Below are 20,886 nucleotides of genomic sequence, written 5' to 3'. Positions count from 1 at the left end.
ATCAGCCGAGGTGGTCGTTCGCGCCGCTGACCCAGGCGATGTAGCGGTCGGCGGACTGGCGGACGGCCTGTTTGGCGTCGGCGAGGACTGTGCCGCCCAGCAGGCTGTAGAGGCGTTCGAACTCGTAGGGCTCGAGCCGGTCGACGATCCGCCGCACCAGGCCGGCCGAAAGGGGGATCTTGTTCGGGTAGCTGCGCATGAACGTCACCCACCCCTTGGCCGGGACGGGGACGATGGTGTCCCCGCTGAGCAGGGTTCCGCCGGATTCGTTGGCGATGTGGGCGACCGCGGCGCCGGGGAAGTGCCCGCCGCCTTCGATCAGGGTGACCCCGGGCAGGACGAGTTCGGTGCCGCTCCACTCCCTGATCACCGGGTCTTCCCGCTGCACCCATCGCCGGTCTGCCGAGTGCACCAGGACCGGGATGTCGCCCAGCCGGTGGCTCCAGCTGACCTGCGAGCCGTACATGTGCGGGTGGCTGGCCACGATCACCGCGGCGCCGCCCAGTTCGGCGATCTTGTCGGCGGTGTCCTGGTCGAGGTGGTTGGGCGGGTCCCACAGCAGGTTTCCCGCGGGCGTCTGGACCAGGTGTGTCCACTGGCCGATGCCGAACTCCGGTTCCCGGTTGAGCCGGTGGACGCCGGGTTCCAGTTCCTGGTGCACGAGTACGTGGCCGTCGGCTGCCAGCTTGTCCAGCGTCGTCCACGCCTGACCGGAACCCGGTACGTACTGCCGCTCGTCGACGCAGATCTGGCAGGTGGTGGGTGGTTGTTCGGTGTCGGGGTGCTCGACCCCGCAGGTCGCGCAGATCCAGATCGTCATGCGCACAGTCTCGAACCTCAAGCCGGCTTGAAGTCAAGGCCTTTGGAAGCGTTTTGGAAGCGGCCGGGCGGACACTGCGCGCGAATCGCTGGGGACGAGGAAAGGGTTCGCACTGATGGGGTATGCGATGCGTCGGGCAGCGGTGGTGAGCGTGGTGGCGGCAGTGGGCACGGTCGTCGTGGTTCCGGCGGCGAGTGCCATGGCGGACAGCGTGTCAGGTTCCTGTCGCGCGGACGGGTTCCGGGGCTCCGCGAAGCTGGTCTACAACAAGGTCGGCGGGGTCTACCGGCCGACCGGGATGACGGTGGGTGCCGGGCCGCATCTCGGGGAGACCGAGCCTGCCCTGGTCCGGGCCCGGATGCGGATCAGCCATGTCGAGGGGCACGAGGAGATCGTCGACTTCGACAAGACCAGAAGGGGCCTGGAGACAGGCGGCTCGGTGGCTGAGCCGGTCGAGGACGTCGCGATCCCGATCACCACGTCGATGACGATGAGTGTGACCTTCACCTTCGTCCGGCCCGGTGGTACCCGGCTGACCTGCCGCGTTGTCAAGGAGGTCGACGCCTTCACCTCCTAACGAGTCAGTGAACATCGGGTGGCCAATTGATGTAGCCCAGCCGTTGATCGATCACGAAGGTCCCGTCGGAAGCCCGGATTTCTATAGGGTTCCGGCGACGCGATCCGCCAATCGCGCCGTTGCGACTTTTCGAACGGGGACACATGCGTTACCGCGTACTGGGGCCGGTGACGGTGATCGACCAAGGCAGATCGGTGCGGCCGGGTGGGCCGAAACAAGCCGCTCTGCTGGCCGTGCTGTTGCTCAACGCCAACCGGGTGGTGGCCGAGGCCCGGCTGATCGAGCTGATCTGGGGCGACCGGCCGCCACCGAGCGTGCGCGGCCGGATCCAGGTGTACGTCTCGGAACTGCGCAAACTGCTCGGCCGGGACGTGATCTCGCGGCGTCCGTCCGGCTACGTGATCGAGGTCGGCTCCGGTGAGCTGGATCTGGACCTTTTCGACGCGGCCGTGACAAAGGCCCGTGGCAGCGGGCCGGACGCGGCCGGGCAGTTGCGATATGCACTGTCGCTCTGGGACGGGCCGCCGTTGGCCGGAGTGACCGAGGCACTGATCGACAGCGCCGGCCCGGCGTTGGCCGAGCGAAGGCTTGCCGCGCTCGACGAACTGTACGATCTGGAGCTCGCAGCCGGACGGCATGCTGAAGCCGTTGGCGAACTGCGGGACGCCGTCGAGCAACACCCTTTGTCCGAACGGTTGCGCGGCCACCTGATGCTCGCCCTGCACCGCTCCGGGCGCACGTCGGAGGCCTTGCAGGTCTACGACGAGACCCGCGCCCGGCTGGTGGAGGAACTCGGGATCGATCCGGGACAGCCGTTGCAGGACCTGCGGACCCGGATCCTGACCGGCGAGGACAAACCCATCGCCTCGGCGGTGGTGCAACAGACCGGCATCCGTCCCGCGGAACTGCCGCTGGACGTCAGGGGATTCGCCGGCCGGACGGCTGAGCTGGCCACATTGAACTCCGCGCCCGACGGGATCTGGGTGATCAGCGGAACGGCCGGGATCGGCAAGACCGCGTTGGCTGTCCACTGGGCGCACAAGGTCCGCAAGCGTTTCCCGGACGGGCAGCTGTACCTGAACCTGCGCGGTTTCGAACGGGAAAGTACGCCGGTGGCCCCGGCCGCGGCGCTGGCCCAGCTGGTGCGCACGCTGGGCGTCGATCCGGGCGAGATGCCCACTGAGCTGGACGAGCTGGCACGGTTGTACCGATCGTTGCTCGCCGACCGGAAAGTCCTTGTCCTGCTGGACAACGCGCGGGACGCCGTCCAGGTCATGCCGCTGCTGCCGTCCTCCGGACTGGTGCTGATCACCAGCCGTAACCGGCTCGGCGAGGTGGTCGCCCGCGCCGGTGCCCGTTCGCTGCCGCTGGGCGCGCTTCCGCCAGAGGACTCGTCCGCCCTGCTCACCGCGGTCCTCGGGGCGGAAGCTGTGGCCGCGGAACCGGAAGCGACCGAGCAACTGGCCCGGCTCTGCGGTCACCACGCCCTCGCGCTGCGCATCGCCGCGGCGAACGTCTCGACCACGATCGCCGGTGTGGTCGCCGAACTCGGCAAGGGCAGCTCGCTTGACCAGCTCATTGTGGACGGTGCCGACGAAGGGGCGGTGACCGCCGCGTTCGCGTTGTCCTATCAGGCGCTCACACCGGCGCAGCAACGTACGTTCCGGATGCTCGGCCTGATTCCCGGCCCGGATTTCACCGCCGAGGCCACGGCCGAGCTGACCGGCGTCGACGTCCGCCAAGCCACCAAGCAGCTCAAAGTGCTTGCTGCGGCAAACCTCGTGGAGCCGTACACACCGGACCGCTATCGCTTCCACGACCTGGTACGCCAGTACGCGAGCGGACTGGTGATGGAGGACGACACCAGGACACGCACCGAGGCGTGGAACCGGTTGTTCGCCTACTACCTCGCAGTGGCCGACGCCTTCTCGCGGCTGCTCGGGCCGAAGATCGTCAGCCTGCCGCGGGAGCCGATCTCCGGCCGGGTGCCGGACATCGAGTTCACCGACGTCAGCTCCGGCCTGGCCTGGCTCGATCCCGAACTGGGCAACCTGACTGAGGCCCTGCGGTACGCCGCGGCGCACGGGCCGTACCCGATGGCCTGGTACCTGGCGGATTCCCTGCGCCGGTTCGTGCACGACCACGGCAGGCGCGCCGAATGGCTGGAGATCGCACCAGCCGTCCTGCGCGCCGCCGACCAGCGCGGGCAGGAGCAGGTCGCCGCGCTGATGCATCTGAGCCTCGGCTCGGCGTACTTCCGCGAGGGCCGCCATGAGCAGGGCATCCACCACATGACGCAGGCGGTTGAGGTCAGCCGGGCCTGTGCCTGGCCGGAGTGCGAGGCCACGGCCGTGGCCAACCTGAGCTCGCTGATGGAGTGGACCGGCAGGTTGATCGAGGCGGTCGGGCACGGCCGTCAGGCTGTGCTGCTGTTCCGCCAGATCGACGCCAAACCCGGTCAGTGTCTCGCCCTGAACTCGTTGGGCTGTCACTACCGGCACCTCGGCTGGCTCACCGAGGCCCAGGACTGCCTTGCCGAGGCGATCACGTTGGCGCAGGCGGAAGGGCTGGTCTTCTGGGAGGCGGCCGGTCTGGCCGACTACGGGCATGTCCTGCTCAGCATGGGCAACATCGCGGACGCGCTGGACGCGTTGCTGCGGTCCCGTGCATTGTTCGACGCCTCGGGTTCCAGTTACGGGCTGGCGATCGCGTTCACCGGGCTGAGCCAGGTGCGTATCGCCGCCGGAAATCCTGCGCAGGCCAGGCTGGACGCTGTGAGCGCGGTGGAACTGGCTCGGCAGGACGGGGACAAGGTCGCCGAGGCGACCGCCCTGATCGCAGTGGGCAACGCCCAGGCCGAGTTGGAGATGTGGCGGCAGGCCGAGGAGAGCCACCGGCTGGCCGTGGACATCACCACCAGGTCCGGCCTGCATTGGCAGCGCGCCGAAGCCATCGCGGGCCTGGTGCGCAGCATGGCCAGGCTGCGGCGGATCGACGAGGCGTACGCCCTTGCCGCAGAGGCGCTCGCGGTGGCGATGCAAGGCAAGTTCGTGCTGATCGAGGCGACCATCCGGATCGCGATCGCCGAGGTCCACCTCGTCGCGGGCAGGCAGGCCGAAGCTCTCGAGCAGGCCATCGCCGCCCGGGAGCTCTGGCTGGCCAGCGGGCACGTCACCGGCCAGCAGACCGCCCAGCGGCTCCTCGATCGCCTGCCCGCGTCGCAGGCCTCGTAGCAGTCTCACCGCCAGCGGACTCGGCCTTCCCCGCTGACCGTCACCAGTTCACCCGCGGCGGTGAACCGGGCCGCGGCGACGTCGTCCTGCGCGCCGGTGGTTTTGCCCGCCGCGTCGACGATCTCGAGCTTTCCCTGTGATGCCAGGGCAAAGGTGGTGCCGGACGGGTGCGCGGTCACGATGGCCTCGCCGGAAACCCGTTTCGACCAAGTCTGTTCGCCGCTCAGCGCGACACCGCGGACCGACGTCGTGCGGGCGTGATTCTGGTCGACCGACCGCTCCACCACCGCGCCACCAGCTTCGCCGAACGCGCACTCCCCGGCACTGCTCAGATCGGTGCGCAGCGGGATCCGTTGCCCGCCATCGAGAATCAGGGCCGGTTCGAGGCCCACCAACGCGACGGCCTTGCCGGTCACGCAGGCGCCCCAAGCCTGGCCCCGGGGTGTCTTGCTCTCCACGATGTGCCAACCGGTTTCGTCGTGCCGTGCCCGCATGAGCGTGGCGGCGGTGTCCTCCCGTGCGCCGGAGAAGGCGACTGCCTCGGTGCGGTCCGCGTTCTCGAACCATCGAAGCCGATTGTTGCTCAATGGAATCTTCTCTTCCGGCATCCCCGGGCGGACCAACCGCATCCACGAGCGTCGCGAGTCACCTTCGACGACTACCGCATCGGTGGGCGACTTCGCAGTCAGCACACGACGGACCGGCGTGGCGGTCAGCCGCAGCGGCTCGCCGTCCGACGTCCACGGCTCAGGATCCTGGCTGTCCACCGGGCCGACGCCGGAGAAAACCGCGTCCGGGCACCGGGCCATGCATCGCGCGTCCGCGTGGATCGCAAGCGCCCGCCGGTCGGTCCACACCTGCTTGCCTGACCGGTCGACACCGATCAGCGTGTCGCTCCTGATGTCCAGCACGATCGCGCCGTCGGAGCTCGCGCCGATCAGGGTGAAGTCCTGCCGCTGCAAGGGCGGCCGGCCAGAGCCGGCCGCCGAAGAGCCGGCGACCAGCATCAGCCCACCGGCCAGCGCGGCCACCAGTTTTACGCCCATGGATCGACGGCCGCGGCGGCGGCCACACCCATGCCGATCTTCCTCATTGGCCGGACTCCCTCTTTCGCTCGTCCCGGCGTGGTCCCAAACCGGTTGCGGGCGACGCTATTGAGCGGTGCTTCGTAACGACTTCCGTCCCGCTTCCATCTGCCTTCCCGCCAGCTTCTCCTGCACGGGGCGGCGGTCACGGCGGATCAGGAGGAACGCTGGGAGCGTCGCGATGGCGGTCAGAATGAAGGTCGCCGGGTAGCCGACCGAGGCGACGAGCAGTCCCGCGCCGAGCGCGCCTGCGGCCATGCCGAGGTCGTAGGCGGCGTTCCAGATCGCGCTCACGGCGCCTTCTCCGCCTGCGGGCACGCGGGCGTACATCAATGTCTGTGTCGCGTTCTGCAGTACGCCGAATCCGGCGCCGAACACGAATGCTCCGCCGATCACCGCGATCGGGCTGCTGGTGGCGGCGATCGCGGCGATGCCTACGGCGGTCAGTGCCAGTCCGGGCGCCAGCAAGTGGGCCGAGCTGTGCCGGTCGCCGATTCGGCCGGCGAACCAACGGGCCACAGTGGACGCTGCGGGCTGGGCGAGCAGTGCGGATGCTGCCACCCAGACCGGCTGGTCGGTGGTGGCGAGTGGGAGGAAGGTGATGAGCACGCCTGCGGCACCGGCCGATGCGGCGAAGATCGTCGCTGGACGCATGAGTACGGCGCTACGCAGACCGGCGAGCACGCCGTGATCGCTTGTTTTCGTGGAGGCGTCGCGTTGGGGGAGTCCTGGTATGGACGGCAAGGCGAGCAGCGTGGCCGCTGCTGTCGCCACGAACACGGGCGTGTATCCCCAATGCGCGGCTGCCCAGACGCCTGCGGGCAACGCGAGCATGCCAGGCACGCCACTGACGATTCCAACGAGCGCGAGGCCTTCGCCGCGTCGCTCGGCGGGGATGAGCGTGGCGGTCAGGGCGCCGCCGGCCACGACGCTGATCGCGAATCCGGCGCCGCGCACCACGTTGACCGCGATGATCACCCAGGTGTTGTCGCTGACTGTCAGGATCAGGATCGGCGTTCCCAGCAAGGCCAGTCCGAGGGCCAGTGCCCACCGGTAGCCCACCCGGGCGATCAGCCGGGGCGTGACCAGCTCACACAACACCGTGGCCAGCAACAACACGACCGTCGACAGCCCGGCCCCGCTGTCTGAGCCTGCCTGCTGCGCGAACAGCGGCACGACCGACAGCGGCAGGAAGAAACCGATCGCCGCGCCGACGATCGAGACGAAGCGCAGCAGCAACGCGCGGGTGACGAGCCTGGGCCGGATCTCTGGGGTGGTGGTCATGTCAGAAGACGCTACGAGGCAACCGGAGCACCGGTAAGGTCCAGTTTCATGTCTGTGGAGTGGGCCGGTTGGGGGCCGGAGCTGTTGCTCACGATCGATCGGGACAGCGGCGTGGGCCTTCGCTCCCAGCTTGAGGCTCAGTTGCGGGACGCCATCCGCTCGGGTCGGCTCGCTGGTGACGAGCGGCTTCCGTCCTCACGTGTGCTGGCCCGCGTGTTGGGGCTGTCGCGTGGTCTTGTGCAGGACTGCTACGCGCAGTTGCAGGCGGAGGGGTACCTGACCAGTCGGCCAGGGGCACCCACGCGGGTTGCGGCGGACGCAGCCCCCGTCCGGGACGCTCCTTCACGGCCAAGCCCACCGTCTGTGCCACGACAGGTGATCGCTGACTTCCGGCACGGTGTGCCTGATCTTGGTCTCGCGCCGCGCGAGGACTGGGCCTGGGCGATCCGGGAAGTCTGCCGGACAGCGCCGAACACTGCTTTCGACTACGGCGACCCGATCGGTGAGCAGCGGCTGCGTGAGGTGCTTGCCGGGTATCTGCGACGGGTGCGGGCGGTCGCGGCGACCAGTGACCACGTCGTTGTCTGCAGTGGAATGGCGCAGGCGTTGGGATTGGTGCTGAAGGTTCTTGCCGCTGAGGGCGTCGACACCCTTGCCTTTGAGGATCCTGGAGCCGGTAACTCGACGACTGAGCAGGCGACTGCGGCAGGCATGGCCGTGGTACCTATTCCGGTGGACGAGGATGGCCTTGACGTTGCCGCGCTTGAGCGCAGCGGGGCGCGTGCTGTGCTCGTCACCCCTGCTCACCAGTGGCCCACAGGTGTCGTGCTTGCCGGGCACCGGAGGCAGGAACTGATCGCGTGGGCGCGTCGGTGTGACGGCGTGATCATCGAAGACGACTACGACGCCGAGTTCCGCTACGACCGTGAGCCAGTTGGTTCGCTGCAAGGGCTTGCCCCTGATTGTGTTGTCTCACTGGGAACTGTGAGCAAATCACTCGCGCCTGCCCTGCGTCTGGGCTGGTTGGTCGCGCCCGATCGGCTGCTCGCGGCGTTGGCGCGCGCCAAGTTCATCGCCGATCGTGGCAGCCCGGGGCTTGACCAGCTGGCGTTGGCAACGCTCATCGAATCCGGGCGCTACGACCGGCATTTGCGGCGTGCACGCGCTGAATACGCGGCCCGGCGGGAAACTCTGCTCACGGCTCTGGCCGAACATGCCCCTGACTTGCGTGTCACAGGGCTCGCGGCTGGTTTTCACGCGGTCCTGCACCTGCCGCCCGGCACCGACGAGGACCAGTTGATCGAGCAGGCCCGGCAGCGCGGCGTCGAACTCTACGGCATGGCCACGATGCGTCGCCTGCCTGCAACCGAAGGGCCGCAACTGGTACTCGGCTTCGGCGACACCCCGCGGCGGGCGATCGAAGCCGGCATCGCGACCATCGCTGACCTGCTCGGACGCTGACTGACCCGGTTTTGTCGGTGGGTGGATGTAGCGTCAGCGCGGACAAGCCAACCGAGGGGGAACGTTGATCGAACTCACTGTTGTCTATTGCGAGGGCTGGGATTACGAGGGTCGACGGCTGGTCGGCCCGCTTCCGGAGGCGGTCGCGCGCGAGCGCGACGAGGCGGGGGAGCAGTACGCCGTTGTGTTCGTCGGGGACGACGGTCAGGCGGCGGCTGTCACGGAGATTTGCTGGCAGGCAAACCATCTTTCGGTGTCTCATGTGGACGGCTCGAGCGAGTTGTCCAGTCAGAGCGTGCATCGGAGACTGGCCGATCGGATGCTGACCGTGCGGATCCAGCAGTGGAATCCCGAGAGCCTTGCCGAGTTCACCGGTACCGGCCGGCGCGAGCTGACCACCAGGGCAGGCCAGGGCACGCAGGTCACCATCGACCAGATCGATGTGGACGAGATCACCTGGCCCATCCCTGCCTTCGGCGACTGGGCCAGGTTCGCCCGGCTCGACGACGCGACTTTCACCCAGGCACCAGATCCTTCGCCCTATGTGCCGACGGAAGAGCGGCCGTGGCAGGCGCCCAAACCGTTGCAGCCAGGTGATTTGGCGGCGATGTTCCGAGCAGCGGGTGAGGTCGTACCGGCGGGCGTGCTCCGGATGCCGAGCGGCTCGCTGATCGTGATCGATCCCGGTTACCTCGGCCTGGGACACCAGCCGCGGCCGTTCACCGCCACGGCTCCGCCCGGTGAATATCCCGTCGAGCTGGCCGTCGTCGATGGCCGGACCGCAGGCGCAAGGGTGATCGTTTCCCATGAACCAGTGGCCACATGGGAACTCGCGTTACGCGAGGGTCAGGACCCCAGGCAGCTCGGGAACAAGGAGTTCTACGGGTTCGGGGTCGATTCCGGTCAGGCTTGCTTCCTCGACGCGGCAGCGATGCCAGGGCTGGACGAGGCAGGCGACGACCTGGTCGACGACCTGACGGACACACCGGAGGACGGATCCGTTTCGTTGGACGACCCGCGCACGGGCGCGAACCTGGTCGCCTTCTGGAGCGGACCCGGCGACGGTGCCTACCCGGTCTGGGTCGGGCGCACGGAGTCCGGGCAGGCCGCGTGCTTCGTCGCGGACTTCCTCATGATCAGACAGGAGGACTGATCAGGCTCAGCTGGTCATGTGGCGGGCGCTGATGGCGCGGGTGGCACGTTCGACGACGATCTCCAGCGAGGCGCCGATGTGTTCGTGCAGCAGGCGCAGGGCTTTCTCCAGTTCGCCGGACTGCACGTTCTCCATGATGTCGATGTGCTCGGCGATGGAGGTCTCGATGCGGCCTTCGACGATGAAGTCGTACATCCGGATGTAGCGGATCCGGCGGTTGACCGACTCCAGCGTCGCGACCAGTTCCCTATTGCCGGAGGAGGCCAGCAGGGCTGTGTGGAAGCGTTCGTCCTCGAGGACGAACTCGGTGGTGGGCGCGGGTGGGTCGGCGCGCAGGCCGTACCAGTACTCCAGCTCCTGTGCGAGGGCGGAAGGGGAGTGTTTGATCGAAGGGTTCTCGATGCACCGGGTGATCCCGCGCAGCTCGACCGCGATCCGGACTTCGTAGAGGTCGCGGATGGCGCCCATGTCCGGCACGACAACGGAGTAGCCGTACTCCTCGCGCCGGATGAGCCCGTCCGCGAGCAGGCGGGTGAGCGCCTCGCGGACAGGGGTACGGGACACGCCGAGGCGCCGGGCCAACGCGGGCTCGGTGAAGCGCTCGTGCACGGCCCATTGGCCGCTGAGTACCTCGTCACGCAGACTGAGGTAGATCGTGTCCCGGAGTGGTGTCGTCATCTCAGATGGTCATCGCGGTTCGGACGGAGTCGATCGCCTCGGCACCGCCATGTCCTGAGGCCGTCACATGGCCTGCAGCCAGGACATAGTATCGCCCGGCTGTGGCCAGGGCGAAGCCGATGTGCTGCTCGACGAGCAGCACGGCGAGACCGGTCGCGGCCAGGTCCTGGACGGTGTTCTCGATCTCGGTGACCACCGACGGCTGGATGCCCTCGGTCGGCTCGTCGAGGATCAGCAGCCGCGGGCCGGTCAGCATGGCCCGGGCGATCGCGAGCTGCTGACGCTGCCCGCCGGACAGCAGGCCCGCGCGGCGTGACAGCACGGGCCGCAGCGCCGGGAACAACTCAAGAGCCTCGCCGACGGGTTTGCCACCTTTGGTCTCGGCGACGAGACGAAGGTTCTCCTCGGCGGTCAGTTGAGGAAAACACTGTTGTCCTTGCGGCACATAAGCCAGCCCACGCCGGACGCGTTCGTGCGGTTTGAGACGCGTGATGTCCTCGCCGTCGAACACGATCCGGCCTGAGCTGGGCTTGAGCAACCCGACGGCCGCACGCAGCAGCGTCGTCTTGCCCGCGCCGTTGTGGCCCATCACGGCCGCGACGCCGTTTGTCGGCACCTCGATAGTCGCGCCGTGCACGACCGTCGTGCGACCGTAGCCCACGTGGATGTCCTGTAGTTCCAGCATCAGGCCTGCACCTTCGATCCTGGTCCGAGGTAGACCTCCTGCACACGCGGGTCTGCCTGCACTTCGGCCACAGTGCCCTCGCTGAGCACCTTGCCCGCGTGCAGCACTGTCACCGAGGTCGCGAACGACCGCATGAAGTCCATGTCGTGCTCGACGACGATCACAGTCCGTTCAGCACCCACCCGCTGTAGCAGTTCGCCGGTCCGGATGCGCTCGTCAGCGCTCATCCCGGCCACGGGTTCGTCGAGCAGCAGCACACGGGCGTCCTGGACCAGCAGCATGCCGATCTCCAGCCACCGTTTCTGGCCGTGCGCGAGCACTCCGGCAAGCTGATCGCGCTGGCCGGCGAGCCCGATGGTCTCCAGCGCTGCCTCGACAGCGGGCGGGACACCGAGGCGGGCCCGCAGCATCGTCAGCGGGCCACGTCCCGCGCCTGCCGCGATGTCGAGGTTCTGCAGCACGGTCAACTGCTCGAACACGCTGGAGGTCTGGAACGTCCGGCCGATGCCCAGCCGGGCGATCCGGTGCACCTTGCGCCCCACCAGTTCGTCACGGCCGAACCGGATCGACCCGGTCGCCGGTGCCAGGCCGGTGACCGCGTCCACCAGCGTGGTCTTGCCGGCGCCGTTCGGCCCGATCAGGAACCGCAGATCCCCTTGCAGCACAGTCATGGTGACGCCGTCGACGGCCTTGAACCCGTCGAAGGTCACCCGCACGTCGTCCAGCTCAAGATAGTCGGCGTTCACGCGGTCCTCCTGCGCAGCGAGGCCAGTGCGGACAGGCCGTTGGGCAGGAACGCCACGACCAGTACGAAAAGCGCACCCTGGAAGTAGCTCCAGAACGAGGGAAAGCTCTCCGACAACGAGGTCTGTGCCCAGGCGACCACGATCGCGCCGAGCGCCGGACCGAGCAAAGTGGACCTTCCGCCGATGGCGACCCCGATCACGAAGGCGATCGACGGCACCACCCCGATCGCGGCGGGGGAGATGATCCCGACTATCGGCACGAACAACGCGCCGGCGATCCCGGCCATCACCGCGGCGACCACGTAGGCGACGATCTTGACATTCGCCGGGTCGTAGCCGAGGAACCGCACCCGTTCTTCCTGATCCCGAACGGCCACAAGCAGTTCACCGTACCGGGAGCGGTAGAGCTGCCAGACGATCACGAGCATCGCCAGCAGCACCCCGGCCGCGATGTAAAAGAGCATGCGCTTGTTCACCGGGTCGAACAGGTTGAACCTGAAGAACGACCGGAACCCGTTGAGCCCGTTCGTGCCGCCGGTGGTGGTCTGCTGCCCGATCAGCAGGATCGCGAACGCCGCGGCCAGGGCCTGGGACAGGATCGCGAAGTAGGCACCCCGGACCCGGCGCCGGAACACCGCGAGACCCAGCCCGAACGCCACCAGTGCCGGGATCAGCACGATGCCCAGGATCGTCACGACAGGCGAGCGGAACGGCTCCCACCAGCCCGGGACCGTGCCCGATCCGTACAGCCGCATGAAGTCCGGCACACCGGTCGGCCCGGCGTCGGACAGCTTGAGGTGCATGGCCATCACGTACGCGCCGAGTCCGAAGAAGACACCCTGGCCAAGGGTGAGCATGCCGCCGCGGCCCCACGCCAGCCCGATGCCGACCGCCACGATGGCGTAGCAGACGAACCGGCCCAGCAACGACAACCGGAAATCCGACAGCACAGCGGGCGCGAGCACCAGCAAAGCCAGTGCCAGCGCGACGAATCCAGCCAGGCGCCAGTACCTCAAGCCAGGCTCCTTGTCCGTACGCTGAAGATGCCCTGCGGCCGGATCTGCAGGAACACCACGATCACGGCGAACACCGCGACCTTGGCGATGCTCGCGGTCGTGGAGTACTCGAACGTGGCCTGCAGCAGGCCGAGCCCGAACGCCGCGATCACTGTGCCCTTGATCTGCCCGATGCCGCCGGCCACGACGACCAGGAACGCGTCGACGATGTAGCTGGTGCCGAGCGTCGGGCCGGTCGAGCCGAGCAGGGTGATCGCCACGCCGGCGATTCCGGCCAGCCCGGAGCCGATGAAGAACGTCAGCCGGTCGGTCGCCCGGGTGGAGATTCCCATGGTCTCGGCCAGGTCCCGGTTCTGCACCACCGCTCGGATTCGCCTGCCCAGCGCGGTTTTCACCAGAACCAGTGCCAAAGCCGTCACCGCGGCGACCGACAGTACGAGGATGAAAAGGCGCGCCGCGGGTACCTGGGTGAAGCCCAGGTCGACGCTGCCTGACAGCCACGACGGAGCCCGCACGTCCACGTTCGGCGCGCCGAATACGTCCCGCGCGAGTTGTTGCAGGATAAGGGAAACACCCCACGTCACGAGCAGGGTGTCCAAGGGCCTGTTGTACATCCGGTGGATCAGCGTGGCCTCAAGCAGCAGCCCGAGCATGCCGCCGATCAGGAACGCCACCGGGATAGAGACGACCAGCGACACACCGGCGTCGCCGATCACGTTCTGCACCACGAAAGCGGTGTACGCGCCGGCCATCATGAACTCGCCGTGCGCCATGTTGATCACGCCCATCTGGCCGAACGTCAGCGCCAGGCCGAGCGCGGCGAGCAACAGCACCGAGCCGAGAGACAGCCCGGCGAACAGCTGACCGGTCAGTGCCTCCACACCGGTCCTCCCTTCGCTCTAAGGAAGGCCGGGCCCGTGGGCCCGGCCCGGCTTCTCAGCTCGACAGGCCCTTGCCCCAGTCGTAGCCCTTCAGGAACGGGTCCGGCTCGATCGGCTTGCCCGAGCTCCACTCGGTGTGGATCAGGCCGTCCGTGCCGACCTTGCCGATCAGCGCGGTCTTGGCGATGTGGTGGTTCTCGCCGTCGACGGTGACCTTGCCCTCCGGCGCGTCGTAGCTCACGCCGCCCGCGGCCTTCTTGACATCGTTGGGCTGGAACGAGTTCGCCTTCTCCACCATCGCCTTCCACAGGAACAGCGAGGTGTACGCGGCCTCCATCGGGTCGGACGTGACCCGCTTCTCGCCGTACTTCGCTTTGAAGGCGGTGGTGAACGCCTTGTTGGCGGGCGAATCGATGGTCTGGTAGTAGTTCCACGCGGTCAGCTGGCCCACGAGGTTGTCCACGCCGACACCGCTGACCTCTTCCTCGGCGATCGACACCGACACGACCGGCATCGCGGACGCGGTCAGCCCGGCGTTGCGGTACTCCTTGAAGAAGGCCACATTCGAGTCGCCGTTGAGCGTGTTGAACACCGCCGAGGCGCCGGCCGCCTTGACCTTGTTGACGATCGTGGCGAAGTCGGTGTGCCCGAGCGGGGCGTACTCCTCGCCCTTGACCTCGATCCCGTTCGCCTTGGCGTACGCCTGGATGATCTTGTTGGCGGTGCGCGGGAAGACGTAGTCCGAGCCGACCAGGAAGATCGACTTGATGCCCTTCTCCTTGAGGTAGTCCAAGGCGGGCACGATCTGCTGGTTGGTGGTCGCGCCGGTGTAGAAGATGTTCGGCGAGGCCTCCAGGCCCTCGTACTGCACCGGGTAGAACAGCAGTGCGTTGGCGCCTTCGAACACCGGCAGCATCGCCTTGCGGGACGAGGAGGTCCACCCGCCGAAGACCGCGGCAGTGCAGTCCGAGCTGATCAGCTTGGTCGCCTTCTCGGCGAACACAGTCGGCTCGGACGCGCCGTCCTCACTGACCACAGTGAGCTTCTTGCCCAGCACGCCACCGGCCGCGTTGATCTGCTCCGCGCCCAGTTGCAGCGCGTCGTGCACTGTCTTCTCGCTGATGGCCATGGTGCCGGACAAGGAGTTGAGGAACCCGACCTTCACCGAGGCTCCGGATGTGTCCACACAGGACGAAGCGCTGGCGGTGCCGCCCGCGGTGTCGTCGACTCGGCTGCCGCACGCCGTGGCCACCAGGGCGACAGCGCATAAGACGAGGATCTTCTTCTGCACGATGAGGCCTTTCATCAGCGAGGTGGCGCTGTGTACAACCCTGTGCACCTCGACGTATCCATGTCCGGAGGCTATGAAGCCCGTGTTTCCGATCTGATCGCCGAGTGTCACCGGCCTGTTTCTCAGAGTTACGGGCATCCTGGGGTCGGAGTTACGTACGACTTGCGTCAAGTGGCCCATAACGCAAAGCGCGAGCCATGCGCAAGACGCCGATCGTCTCGGTCGCCGCGGCCGGTCGGCCGGCCTTCAAGACGTTGGTCTTTCGTTGCGGGTGCTTGCCGACTGGGGTGCGTCCGGCAGCCGTAGTAACCAGCGAGCAGCCTCGCGGCGAAAAGGAGCCGGTCATGAAGAAGTCCATTGTGGCGATCGTGTTGGCGATGCTGGTGGTCGCCGGTGGTGTGGTGATCGCGGTGATGAAGTTCAGCGGCGAATCATCGGCGATGAAGGCCGGGGAATGTGTGGCGGTGGCCAACCACAACGAGGACCGCGCGGATGTCACGACCACCGCCTGCGGCAGCGACAAAGCGGTGTTCAAGGTGGGTAAGATTCTCACCGAGGCCGCCGGGAACTGTCCCGACGTCGTTGACGAATACACTTCGGTCGTGCCCAACGCCGGTGGCGGGAAGCTGTGCCTGCTGCCCAACTTCCTCGAAGGCGGGTGCTACAAGCCCGATGACACCGATGACAGCTGGGGCAAGTCCTCGTGCGCGGGCGAGGACACAGTCAAGGTCACCAAGGTCCTCTCCGGGGTCACCGACGGCACGGGGTGCCCGGACAGCGAGACCGGCCAGGACATGGCCTTCCCCGAACCACCGATCACCTACTGCCTCTCTCCAGTGAAACCGTGAACTCGCCCCTGGTCACGGTACGTAGAGATAAATGTGAGCGGAGCACACGCCCTGATCAGGACGCCACGACTCGCCCCGCGAGTCGTGGCGCTCGGCTGCGAGCTGGTCTTGCTCGGATTCGTCGGTGTCGTCAGCTACATGGCGGCGTTGTACATCGACTGGAGTTCGGCACCATGTGCGACCCCCAGTGCGAGGTTGCTCGTCGCGGGCGGCGCGATTCTGGTGGCCGCTGTCCGGCGGCTGTTGCCGGTGACCGCACTGCTTGCCGCGTCGGTGCTGTTCGGGCTGTACCCGGCGACAGGTGTGACCGTGGCTTTGGCGGCGTACGGCGTCGCTGGGCGAGCCTGGTCGGTCAGGCGGCGGGCCGTCGGGCTGATCGTCGCCGCGTTTGTGCCGTTCACGATCGCGCTGGTCGGGTCGGGGTACCAGTGGCGGGTCTCGTTCATCGTCTTCGGGGTCGCCGCGCTGGTGTGCCTCGCCGGGCCGGTCGCAGTGCAGATGCTGCTGGGACAACGGGAACGGTTGATCGGCGCGCTGCGGGACCAGACGAGGTACGCGGCGTCCGCGGCCAGGTTGCAGGAGCGTTCCCGTATCGCACAGGAGATGCACGATCTGCTCGGTCACCGGCTGAGCCTGATCTCGCTGTACGCGGGCAGTCTCGAAGTCGACGCCACGAAGCCGTCGCATGAAACCGAGCCCGCGCGGCTGATCCGGGGGACAGCGCGCACGGCGATGGACGAACTGCGCGCGACACTGGGGATGCTGCGTCAGCGCGAGCCGGCCGCCACAAAACCCGCGGACTGCACCGGCACATGGTCGGACGTCGCCGAGCTTGTCCGGCAGGCACAAGCCGGTGGCATCCATGTCGAGCTGCACTGGTCGGGCGCCGACCTGGTGGGCGTCGGCCAGCCGATCCGGCAGGCCGTGCACCGGATCGTCCGTGAAGGCCTGACGAACGTGTACCGGCACGCACCCGGGTCGACGGCCAGTGTCTTCGTGGAGCACGGCCAACGCAGCATCCATGTGGGTGTCTTCGACGACGGCCGTGTGGGGATCGGGACGCCCGGCACCGGCCTCGGCCTGGTCGGGGTTCAGGAACGAGTCCGGCTGCTGGGCGGGAGTTTCCTGGCGGGAGCCCTGCCAGGGCAAGGATTCCGGGTCGCGGCCGAACTTCCGCTGGCCATCGCCCCGCCCGCGCCCGTCGAGCCGGACACCGACTCCGAACCGGCCGACAACCGCTGGGCCCGTGCCGGAATGTCGGCGGTGCTGGCGACCGGGTTGATCGGTGCGGTCGCGATCCTGGTGGTCACGTTCAACTCGGTGACGTTCAACGCCCCACCCGAACTCGTCGGCGCCCCTCGCGTCGGCAGCACCCGTGCCGAAGTCACCGACTACATCGGGCGCGACGATGTCCTGGCCCGCCAGGCCGCCCGCGGACTCGAGACGAACCCGCCGCAAGGCGCGGACTGCATGTACACCTATTTCTCCACAGAGGACGGCACGATCATGATCGAACGCTATTGCTTCCGGCAGGACATCCTGGTCGACAAAGCCAGATTCGGTGTGCCCGCGTGACCGCCGGGAAAATCCGTGTCCTGCTCGCCGACGACGAGCGCCTGCTGCGCGCCGGCATCCGCCTGGTACTCAGGCACGCCGAGGACATCGAAGTGATCGCCGAGGCCGACGACGGCAGCCAGGCAGTGGAACTCGCCTGCCAGATGCCCGTGGATGTGGTCCTGATGGACATCCGCATGCCCGGCACCGACGGCCTCACCGCCGCCGAACAGATGGCCGAACGCGCCCCAGGCGTGAAAGTCGTCATGCTGACCACATTCGGCGAACACGACTACATAACCCGCGCCCTGCGCGGCGGAGCTGTCGGCTTCATCCTCAAAGACACCGGCCCCCAGGAACTGATTCAAGCCGTGCGTGCCGCGGCTCACGGCGGCGCCATCCTCTCGCCCCGCATCACCAAAGACCTCATTGACCAACACGTCACCACCAACGACACCCGCACCACCGAAGCCCGCCGCCTGGTAAGCGACCTGACAGATCGCGAACGCCAAGTCCTGGTTCTCATCGGCCTCGGCACCTCCAACGCCGAAGCCGCGCGCCGCCTCTACATGGGCGAGGGAACCGTCAAAACCTACGTCAGCCGCATCCTCGCCAAACTAGGCTGCGCCAACCGAGTCCAAGCCGCCATCATCGCCCACGACGCCGGCATGCTCCCCACCCGCTGACAGAGTCCCCGGCTGCCGGACCCACATCCCCACTGCCACCAACACCCCAAATCCTGAATTCAGTGTTCAACACTCAGCCCACCAGAAAGGCACCGCACAGCACCGCATCCAGCGTCCCGGGTGACGGGACTGTCCCGATCATGCCGCAAGCTGAGTTCAGTGCTCACTTGGACTGAGTGTGACATGCTGAATGCAGCATTCGCCCGATCAACAAACCTGAACGCTGAATACAGCAGCACCCCGCACCCTGAATACAGGCATCCTGAATACAGCTGAGCCGCATCCTGAATACAGCCTGGTCGAGGCCTGTGCTCTACATGCTGAATGCAGACGTCTGAAGTTGAGGATTGCGTGTTGTATGCAGCAGGGCCGAGGGCTGAGTGCTGCGTGTTGAATTCAGGTGGGCTGAGGGCCGTGCTCTGCATGTTGAATACAGGTTGGCTGAATGCTGGGCTCTGCATGCTGCATGCTGAATTCAGGGGGCTTGGTGGAGGAGTCTGGGGCGTTCGGGGTGAGGTGCCCCAGGTGCCGGGGCCTCTGGTGGCTTTGACTGTATATACCGGTGCCCAGGGATCCCGCCGAATCCCTGGGCACCGGGCCCCGAACCTCCTCCGGGGCGAACAGTCATGGCCGGCGGATTGAGGAATTCCTGCCGGATGCGGTGCCCGAATTCACCGCGGGCAGGGCAAACCACTGGCCGTGACTGTCAGCGTGCGGTGCAGTTGCGTGCTGCGGTGGCGGCCTGGTTGGCGCGGTTGGCCTGCTGACTGGCGGCCTGGCGGGCCTTTGCCGCCCGGGTGGTCTGGTTGTTGGCGGCGGCCTTGGCGCGGGCGGCTTGGCGGGCCTGGCGGTTGGCGTTCTGCTGGGCCTGTGCCGCTTGCTGACGAGCCGCTTGCTGAGCGCCGTTTTGGGCAGCGCGGGTGGCTGCGGCGCGGGCTGCCTGCTGTGCTTTCGCGGCACGGGCGGCTGCACGGTTTGCCGCGTTGCGGGCCCTCGTCGCGTTGTTCGCCGCTCGCTTGGCTGCCTGCTGAGCCTTCGTCGCGCGGTTGGCGGCGTTGTTCGCGTTGTTGTTGGCCGCCTGTTGCTGCTGGGCGTTGCAGGCCCGGTTGTTCTGGTTCGCCGCGTTGCCCTGGTTGTTGTTCGCGTTACCTTGGTTGTTCGCGGCACCCGCGTTGCCCTGGTTGTTGTTGGTGGTGGTGTTGTTGGCTCCTTGGTTGTTGGCATTGCCGCGGTTGTTGGCGCCCTGGTTGGCTGCGTTTCCTTGATTGTTGGCGGCGTTGTTCTGGGCTGAGGTACTGGGTGTGGGACTCGGTGTCACAGCGAAACTTGTCCCGGTCGTCGCGAAGCTCAGCGCTGCGGCGAACACAGCTGCGAGCACGCCCCGGGAAATGGTCTTCGTCATGCCCGATTCCTTTCATTGTCGGCCCCGCCTTACCGCGTGGCCAGTCGATCGGAAACACGGGTTCCGGGGTTCGGCGAGTTCACGAAATCCGCAGCCCGGAACGATCGTCCCCGCGGTGTGGCCGATCGGCAGCGAAAGTCGATCCGATCGGCATATTGCGCTTCGCCGTCCTGGCCGTGAGGTACCAGTTCTTTGAGTTCTCTGTGAAGTCCGGCGGGTGCCCGGTCATCTCGGTGAGACTGGAGGCATGTCGCAGACAAAGGTCCTGGTCGTCGATGACGATGAGTTCTTGGCCGACGCGGTGTCCACCGCGTTGCGGTACGAGGGGTTCGACACGGAGATCGCTGGGACCCGGGCGGCGGCCCTTGGTGCTGTGCCACGGTATCGGCCGGATCTCATCTGGTCCGCCGGGAGTTGCGGCCGTTGGACCGGATCGCGCGCACGGCACAGGCCATCGGCAGCGGCGACCTCACGCAGCGCGTCGAGCCCGTGGACCCACGCACCGAGATCGGTCGGCTCGGCCGCGCCCTGAACGACATGCTCGGCCAGCTTGAAACCGCCTTCGGCAAACGACGCGCCTCCGAGCAGCAACTGCGCACCTTCCTCGCCGACGCGTCCCATGAACTGCGCACGCCTGTGGCCACAGTTCGCGCCTACGCCGAATTGTTCCGCCGTGGCGCTGCGGATCGCCCTGCGGATCTGGCTAGAGTTATCGCCCGCATTGAGAGCGAAGCCGAACGGATGGGCGTCCTTGTCGACGAAATGCTCCTGCTGGCCAGACTCGACCAAGGCAGACCTCTCGACCTGCGGCCCACCGACCTCAACGACCTCGCCGCCGATGCCGTCGCCGCCGCCCGCGCCACCGAACCTGACCGGCCGCTGATCCTGATCGCCTGCAGGCGACCGGTGATTCTGCCGTGTGACGCCACCCGAATCCGTCAGCTGCTCGACAATCTTCTTGCCAACGTCCGCGCTCACACTCCGTCGGATGCTGGTGCCACTCTCACGGTCGGCGTCGACAATCGCATGGCCACGATCGATGTCGCCGACACCGGGCCCGGGATCGCCGAGGCCGACCGACCGCACGTCTTCGACCGCTTCTACCGCGCCGCCCACAACCGCGCTGCCGGGACTGGTCTGGGCCTGTCCGTTGTCGCTGCCGTCGCCCGCGCCCACGGCGGAACCGCAAGTGTCCATACTGGACAGAATGGCAACGGGACCCGGCTGCACGTCGAGCTGCCGGTCACCCGGGAGGTAGAAGTCCACGGCCTGGCCACTGCTGCCGGCCAGCAACGTGCTGACGCCACCATGATCAGCCCAGCGCCCGCCTGCCACCATTTCCGGTCGGTGCACACCCGGATCACCGTGAAAATCAGCACCCCGCCGACCGCGACCAGCGCGGACGTCAGCACATGCTCGGTCAGCAGATAGACGATCAGGAACAGGATCCGCGAGGTGAAGGCCTCCGCGATCGTGCGCCACCCGC

18 protein-coding genes are annotated in these 20,886 nt (G+C 67.4%); 8 read left to right on the top strand and 10 right to left on the bottom strand.

Features of this window, described 5'->3' with window-relative positions:
- Window position 1: 1 nt before the first annotated feature.
- Window positions 2–820, bottom strand: a complete 819-nt coding sequence (locus JOF56_RS53430) for an MBL fold metallo-hydrolase (RefSeq protein ID WP_209647080.1) — start codon at window positions 818–820, stop codon at window positions 2–4.
- Window positions 821–947: 127 nt separating this feature from the next.
- Here JOF56_RS53430 and JOF56_RS53425 point away from each other — a divergent pair, with 127 nt between their 5' ends.
- Both JOF56_RS53425 and JOF56_RS53420 read left to right on the top strand, forming a co-directional pair.
- A complete protein-coding gene (locus JOF56_RS53425; RefSeq protein ID WP_209647079.1) occupies window positions 948–1,397 on the top strand; it encodes a hypothetical protein in 450 nt (149 codons plus the stop codon).
- 143 nt (window positions 1,398–1,540) lie between these two features.
- Window positions 1,541–4,630, top strand: coding sequence for an AfsR/SARP family transcriptional regulator (locus tag JOF56_RS53420; RefSeq protein WP_209647078.1), 3,090 nt, complete (start codon window positions 1,541–1,543; stop codon window positions 4,628–4,630).
- A gap of 5 nt (window positions 4,631–4,635) precedes the next feature.
- Here the strand turns inward: JOF56_RS53420 and JOF56_RS53415 are convergent, their stop codons facing one another.
- Window positions 4,636–5,676, bottom strand: a complete 1,041-nt coding sequence (locus JOF56_RS53415; protein ID WP_209647077.1) for a hypothetical protein — start codon at window positions 5,674–5,676, stop codon at window positions 4,636–4,638.
- Between the two features lie 105 nt (window positions 5,677–5,781).
- On the bottom strand, window positions 5,782–6,999 hold the full coding sequence (locus JOF56_RS53410; protein WP_209647076.1) for an MFS transporter: 1,218 nt from the start codon (window positions 6,997–6,999) through the stop codon (window positions 5,782–5,784).
- A 48-nt stretch (window positions 7,000–7,047) separates the two neighbouring features.
- Between JOF56_RS53410 and pdxR the strand changes: the two genes are divergently transcribed.
- Together pdxR and JOF56_RS53400 are read left to right on the top strand one after the other, a co-directional pair.
- Window positions 7,048–8,460 carry a MocR-like pyridoxine biosynthesis transcription factor PdxR gene (pdxR, locus tag JOF56_RS53405; protein ID WP_245378789.1) on the top strand — a complete coding sequence of 471 codons (1,413 nt, stop codon included), beginning with the start codon at window positions 7,048–7,050 and terminating at the stop codon, window positions 8,458–8,460.
- A gap of 64 nt (window positions 8,461–8,524) precedes the next feature.
- Entirely contained in the window at window positions 8,525–9,613 is a 1,089-nt protein-coding gene (locus JOF56_RS53400; RefSeq protein ID WP_209647075.1) for a DUF4241 domain-containing protein, read from the top strand.
- A gap of 6 nt (window positions 9,614–9,619) precedes the next feature.
- Here JOF56_RS53400 and JOF56_RS53395 read toward each other — a convergent pair whose 3' ends face one another.
- From JOF56_RS53395 to urtA, 6 genes are read right to left on the bottom strand one after another with little or no spacing between them, the layout of a single operon-like run.
- The gene (locus JOF56_RS53395; protein ID WP_209647074.1) at window positions 9,620–10,291 is read right to left on the bottom strand and encodes a GntR family transcriptional regulator; all 672 of its coding nucleotides are present in this window, start codon (window positions 10,289–10,291) and stop codon (window positions 9,620–9,622) included.
- Window position 10,292: 1 nt separating this feature from the next.
- Window positions 10,293–10,976, bottom strand: coding sequence for an urea ABC transporter ATP-binding subunit UrtE (gene urtE / locus JOF56_RS53390; protein ID WP_209647073.1), 684 nt, complete (start codon window positions 10,974–10,976; stop codon window positions 10,293–10,295).
- On the bottom strand, window positions 10,976–11,722 hold the full coding sequence (urtD, locus tag JOF56_RS53385) for an urea ABC transporter ATP-binding protein UrtD (RefSeq protein WP_307855691.1): 747 nt from the start codon (window positions 11,720–11,722) through the stop codon (window positions 10,976–10,978). The genes urtE and urtD overlap by 1 nt, the downstream gene beginning before the upstream one ends.
- A complete protein-coding gene (gene urtC, locus JOF56_RS53380) occupies window positions 11,719–12,738 on the bottom strand; it encodes an urea ABC transporter permease subunit UrtC (protein WP_209647072.1) in 1,020 nt (339 codons plus the stop codon). Before urtC ends, urtD begins: the two co-directional genes overlap by 4 nt.
- Complete coding sequence (gene urtB / locus JOF56_RS53375; RefSeq protein WP_209647071.1) at window positions 12,735–13,619, bottom strand: urea ABC transporter permease subunit UrtB; 885 nt, start codon at window positions 13,617–13,619, stop codon at window positions 12,735–12,737. The genes urtC and urtB overlap by 4 nt, the downstream gene beginning before the upstream one ends.
- A 55-nt stretch (window positions 13,620–13,674) precedes the next feature.
- Window positions 13,675–14,958, bottom strand: a complete 1,284-nt coding sequence (gene urtA, locus JOF56_RS53370; protein WP_307855690.1) for an urea ABC transporter substrate-binding protein — start codon at window positions 14,956–14,958, stop codon at window positions 13,675–13,677.
- A gap of 296 nt (window positions 14,959–15,254) precedes the next feature.
- Here urtA and JOF56_RS53365 point away from each other — a divergent pair, with 296 nt between their 5' ends.
- From JOF56_RS53365 to JOF56_RS53355, 3 genes are read left to right on the top strand one after another with little or no spacing between them, the layout of a single operon-like run.
- Entirely contained in the window at window positions 15,255–15,758 is a 504-nt protein-coding gene (locus JOF56_RS53365) for an LppU/SCO3897 family protein (RefSeq protein ID WP_209647070.1), read from the top strand.
- A 33-nt stretch (window positions 15,759–15,791) separates the two neighbouring features.
- On the top strand, window positions 15,792–17,333 hold the full coding sequence (locus tag JOF56_RS59255; RefSeq protein WP_209647069.1) for a sensor histidine kinase: 1,542 nt from the start codon (window positions 15,792–15,794) through the stop codon (window positions 17,331–17,333).
- Window positions 17,330–17,998, top strand: a complete 669-nt coding sequence (locus JOF56_RS53355) for a response regulator (RefSeq protein WP_307855689.1) — start codon at window positions 17,330–17,332, stop codon at window positions 17,996–17,998. Before JOF56_RS59255 ends, JOF56_RS53355 begins: the two co-directional genes overlap by 4 nt.
- 706 nt (window positions 17,999–18,704) lie before the next feature.
- Here the strand turns inward: JOF56_RS53355 and JOF56_RS53350 are convergent.
- Entirely contained in the window at window positions 18,705–19,400 is a 696-nt protein-coding gene (locus tag JOF56_RS53350) for a hypothetical protein (RefSeq protein WP_209647068.1), read from the bottom strand.
- 399 nt (window positions 19,401–19,799) lie between these two features.
- Here JOF56_RS53350 and JOF56_RS53345 point away from each other — a divergent pair, with 399 nt between their 5' ends.
- The gene (locus JOF56_RS53345; protein WP_281065962.1) at window positions 19,800–20,831 is read left to right on the top strand and encodes a sensor histidine kinase; all 1,032 of its coding nucleotides are present in this window, start codon (window positions 19,800–19,802) and stop codon (window positions 20,829–20,831) included.
- Window positions 20,832–20,886: the final 55 nt, after the last annotated feature.

Origin of the sequence: Kibdelosporangium banguiense (genome assembly GCF_017876405.1) — a bacterium.
Taxonomy (GTDB): Bacteria; Actinomycetota; Actinomycetes; order Mycobacteriales; family Pseudonocardiaceae; genus Kibdelosporangium; species Kibdelosporangium banguiense.
This window is presented reverse-complemented; position numbering and strand designations above follow the sequence as displayed.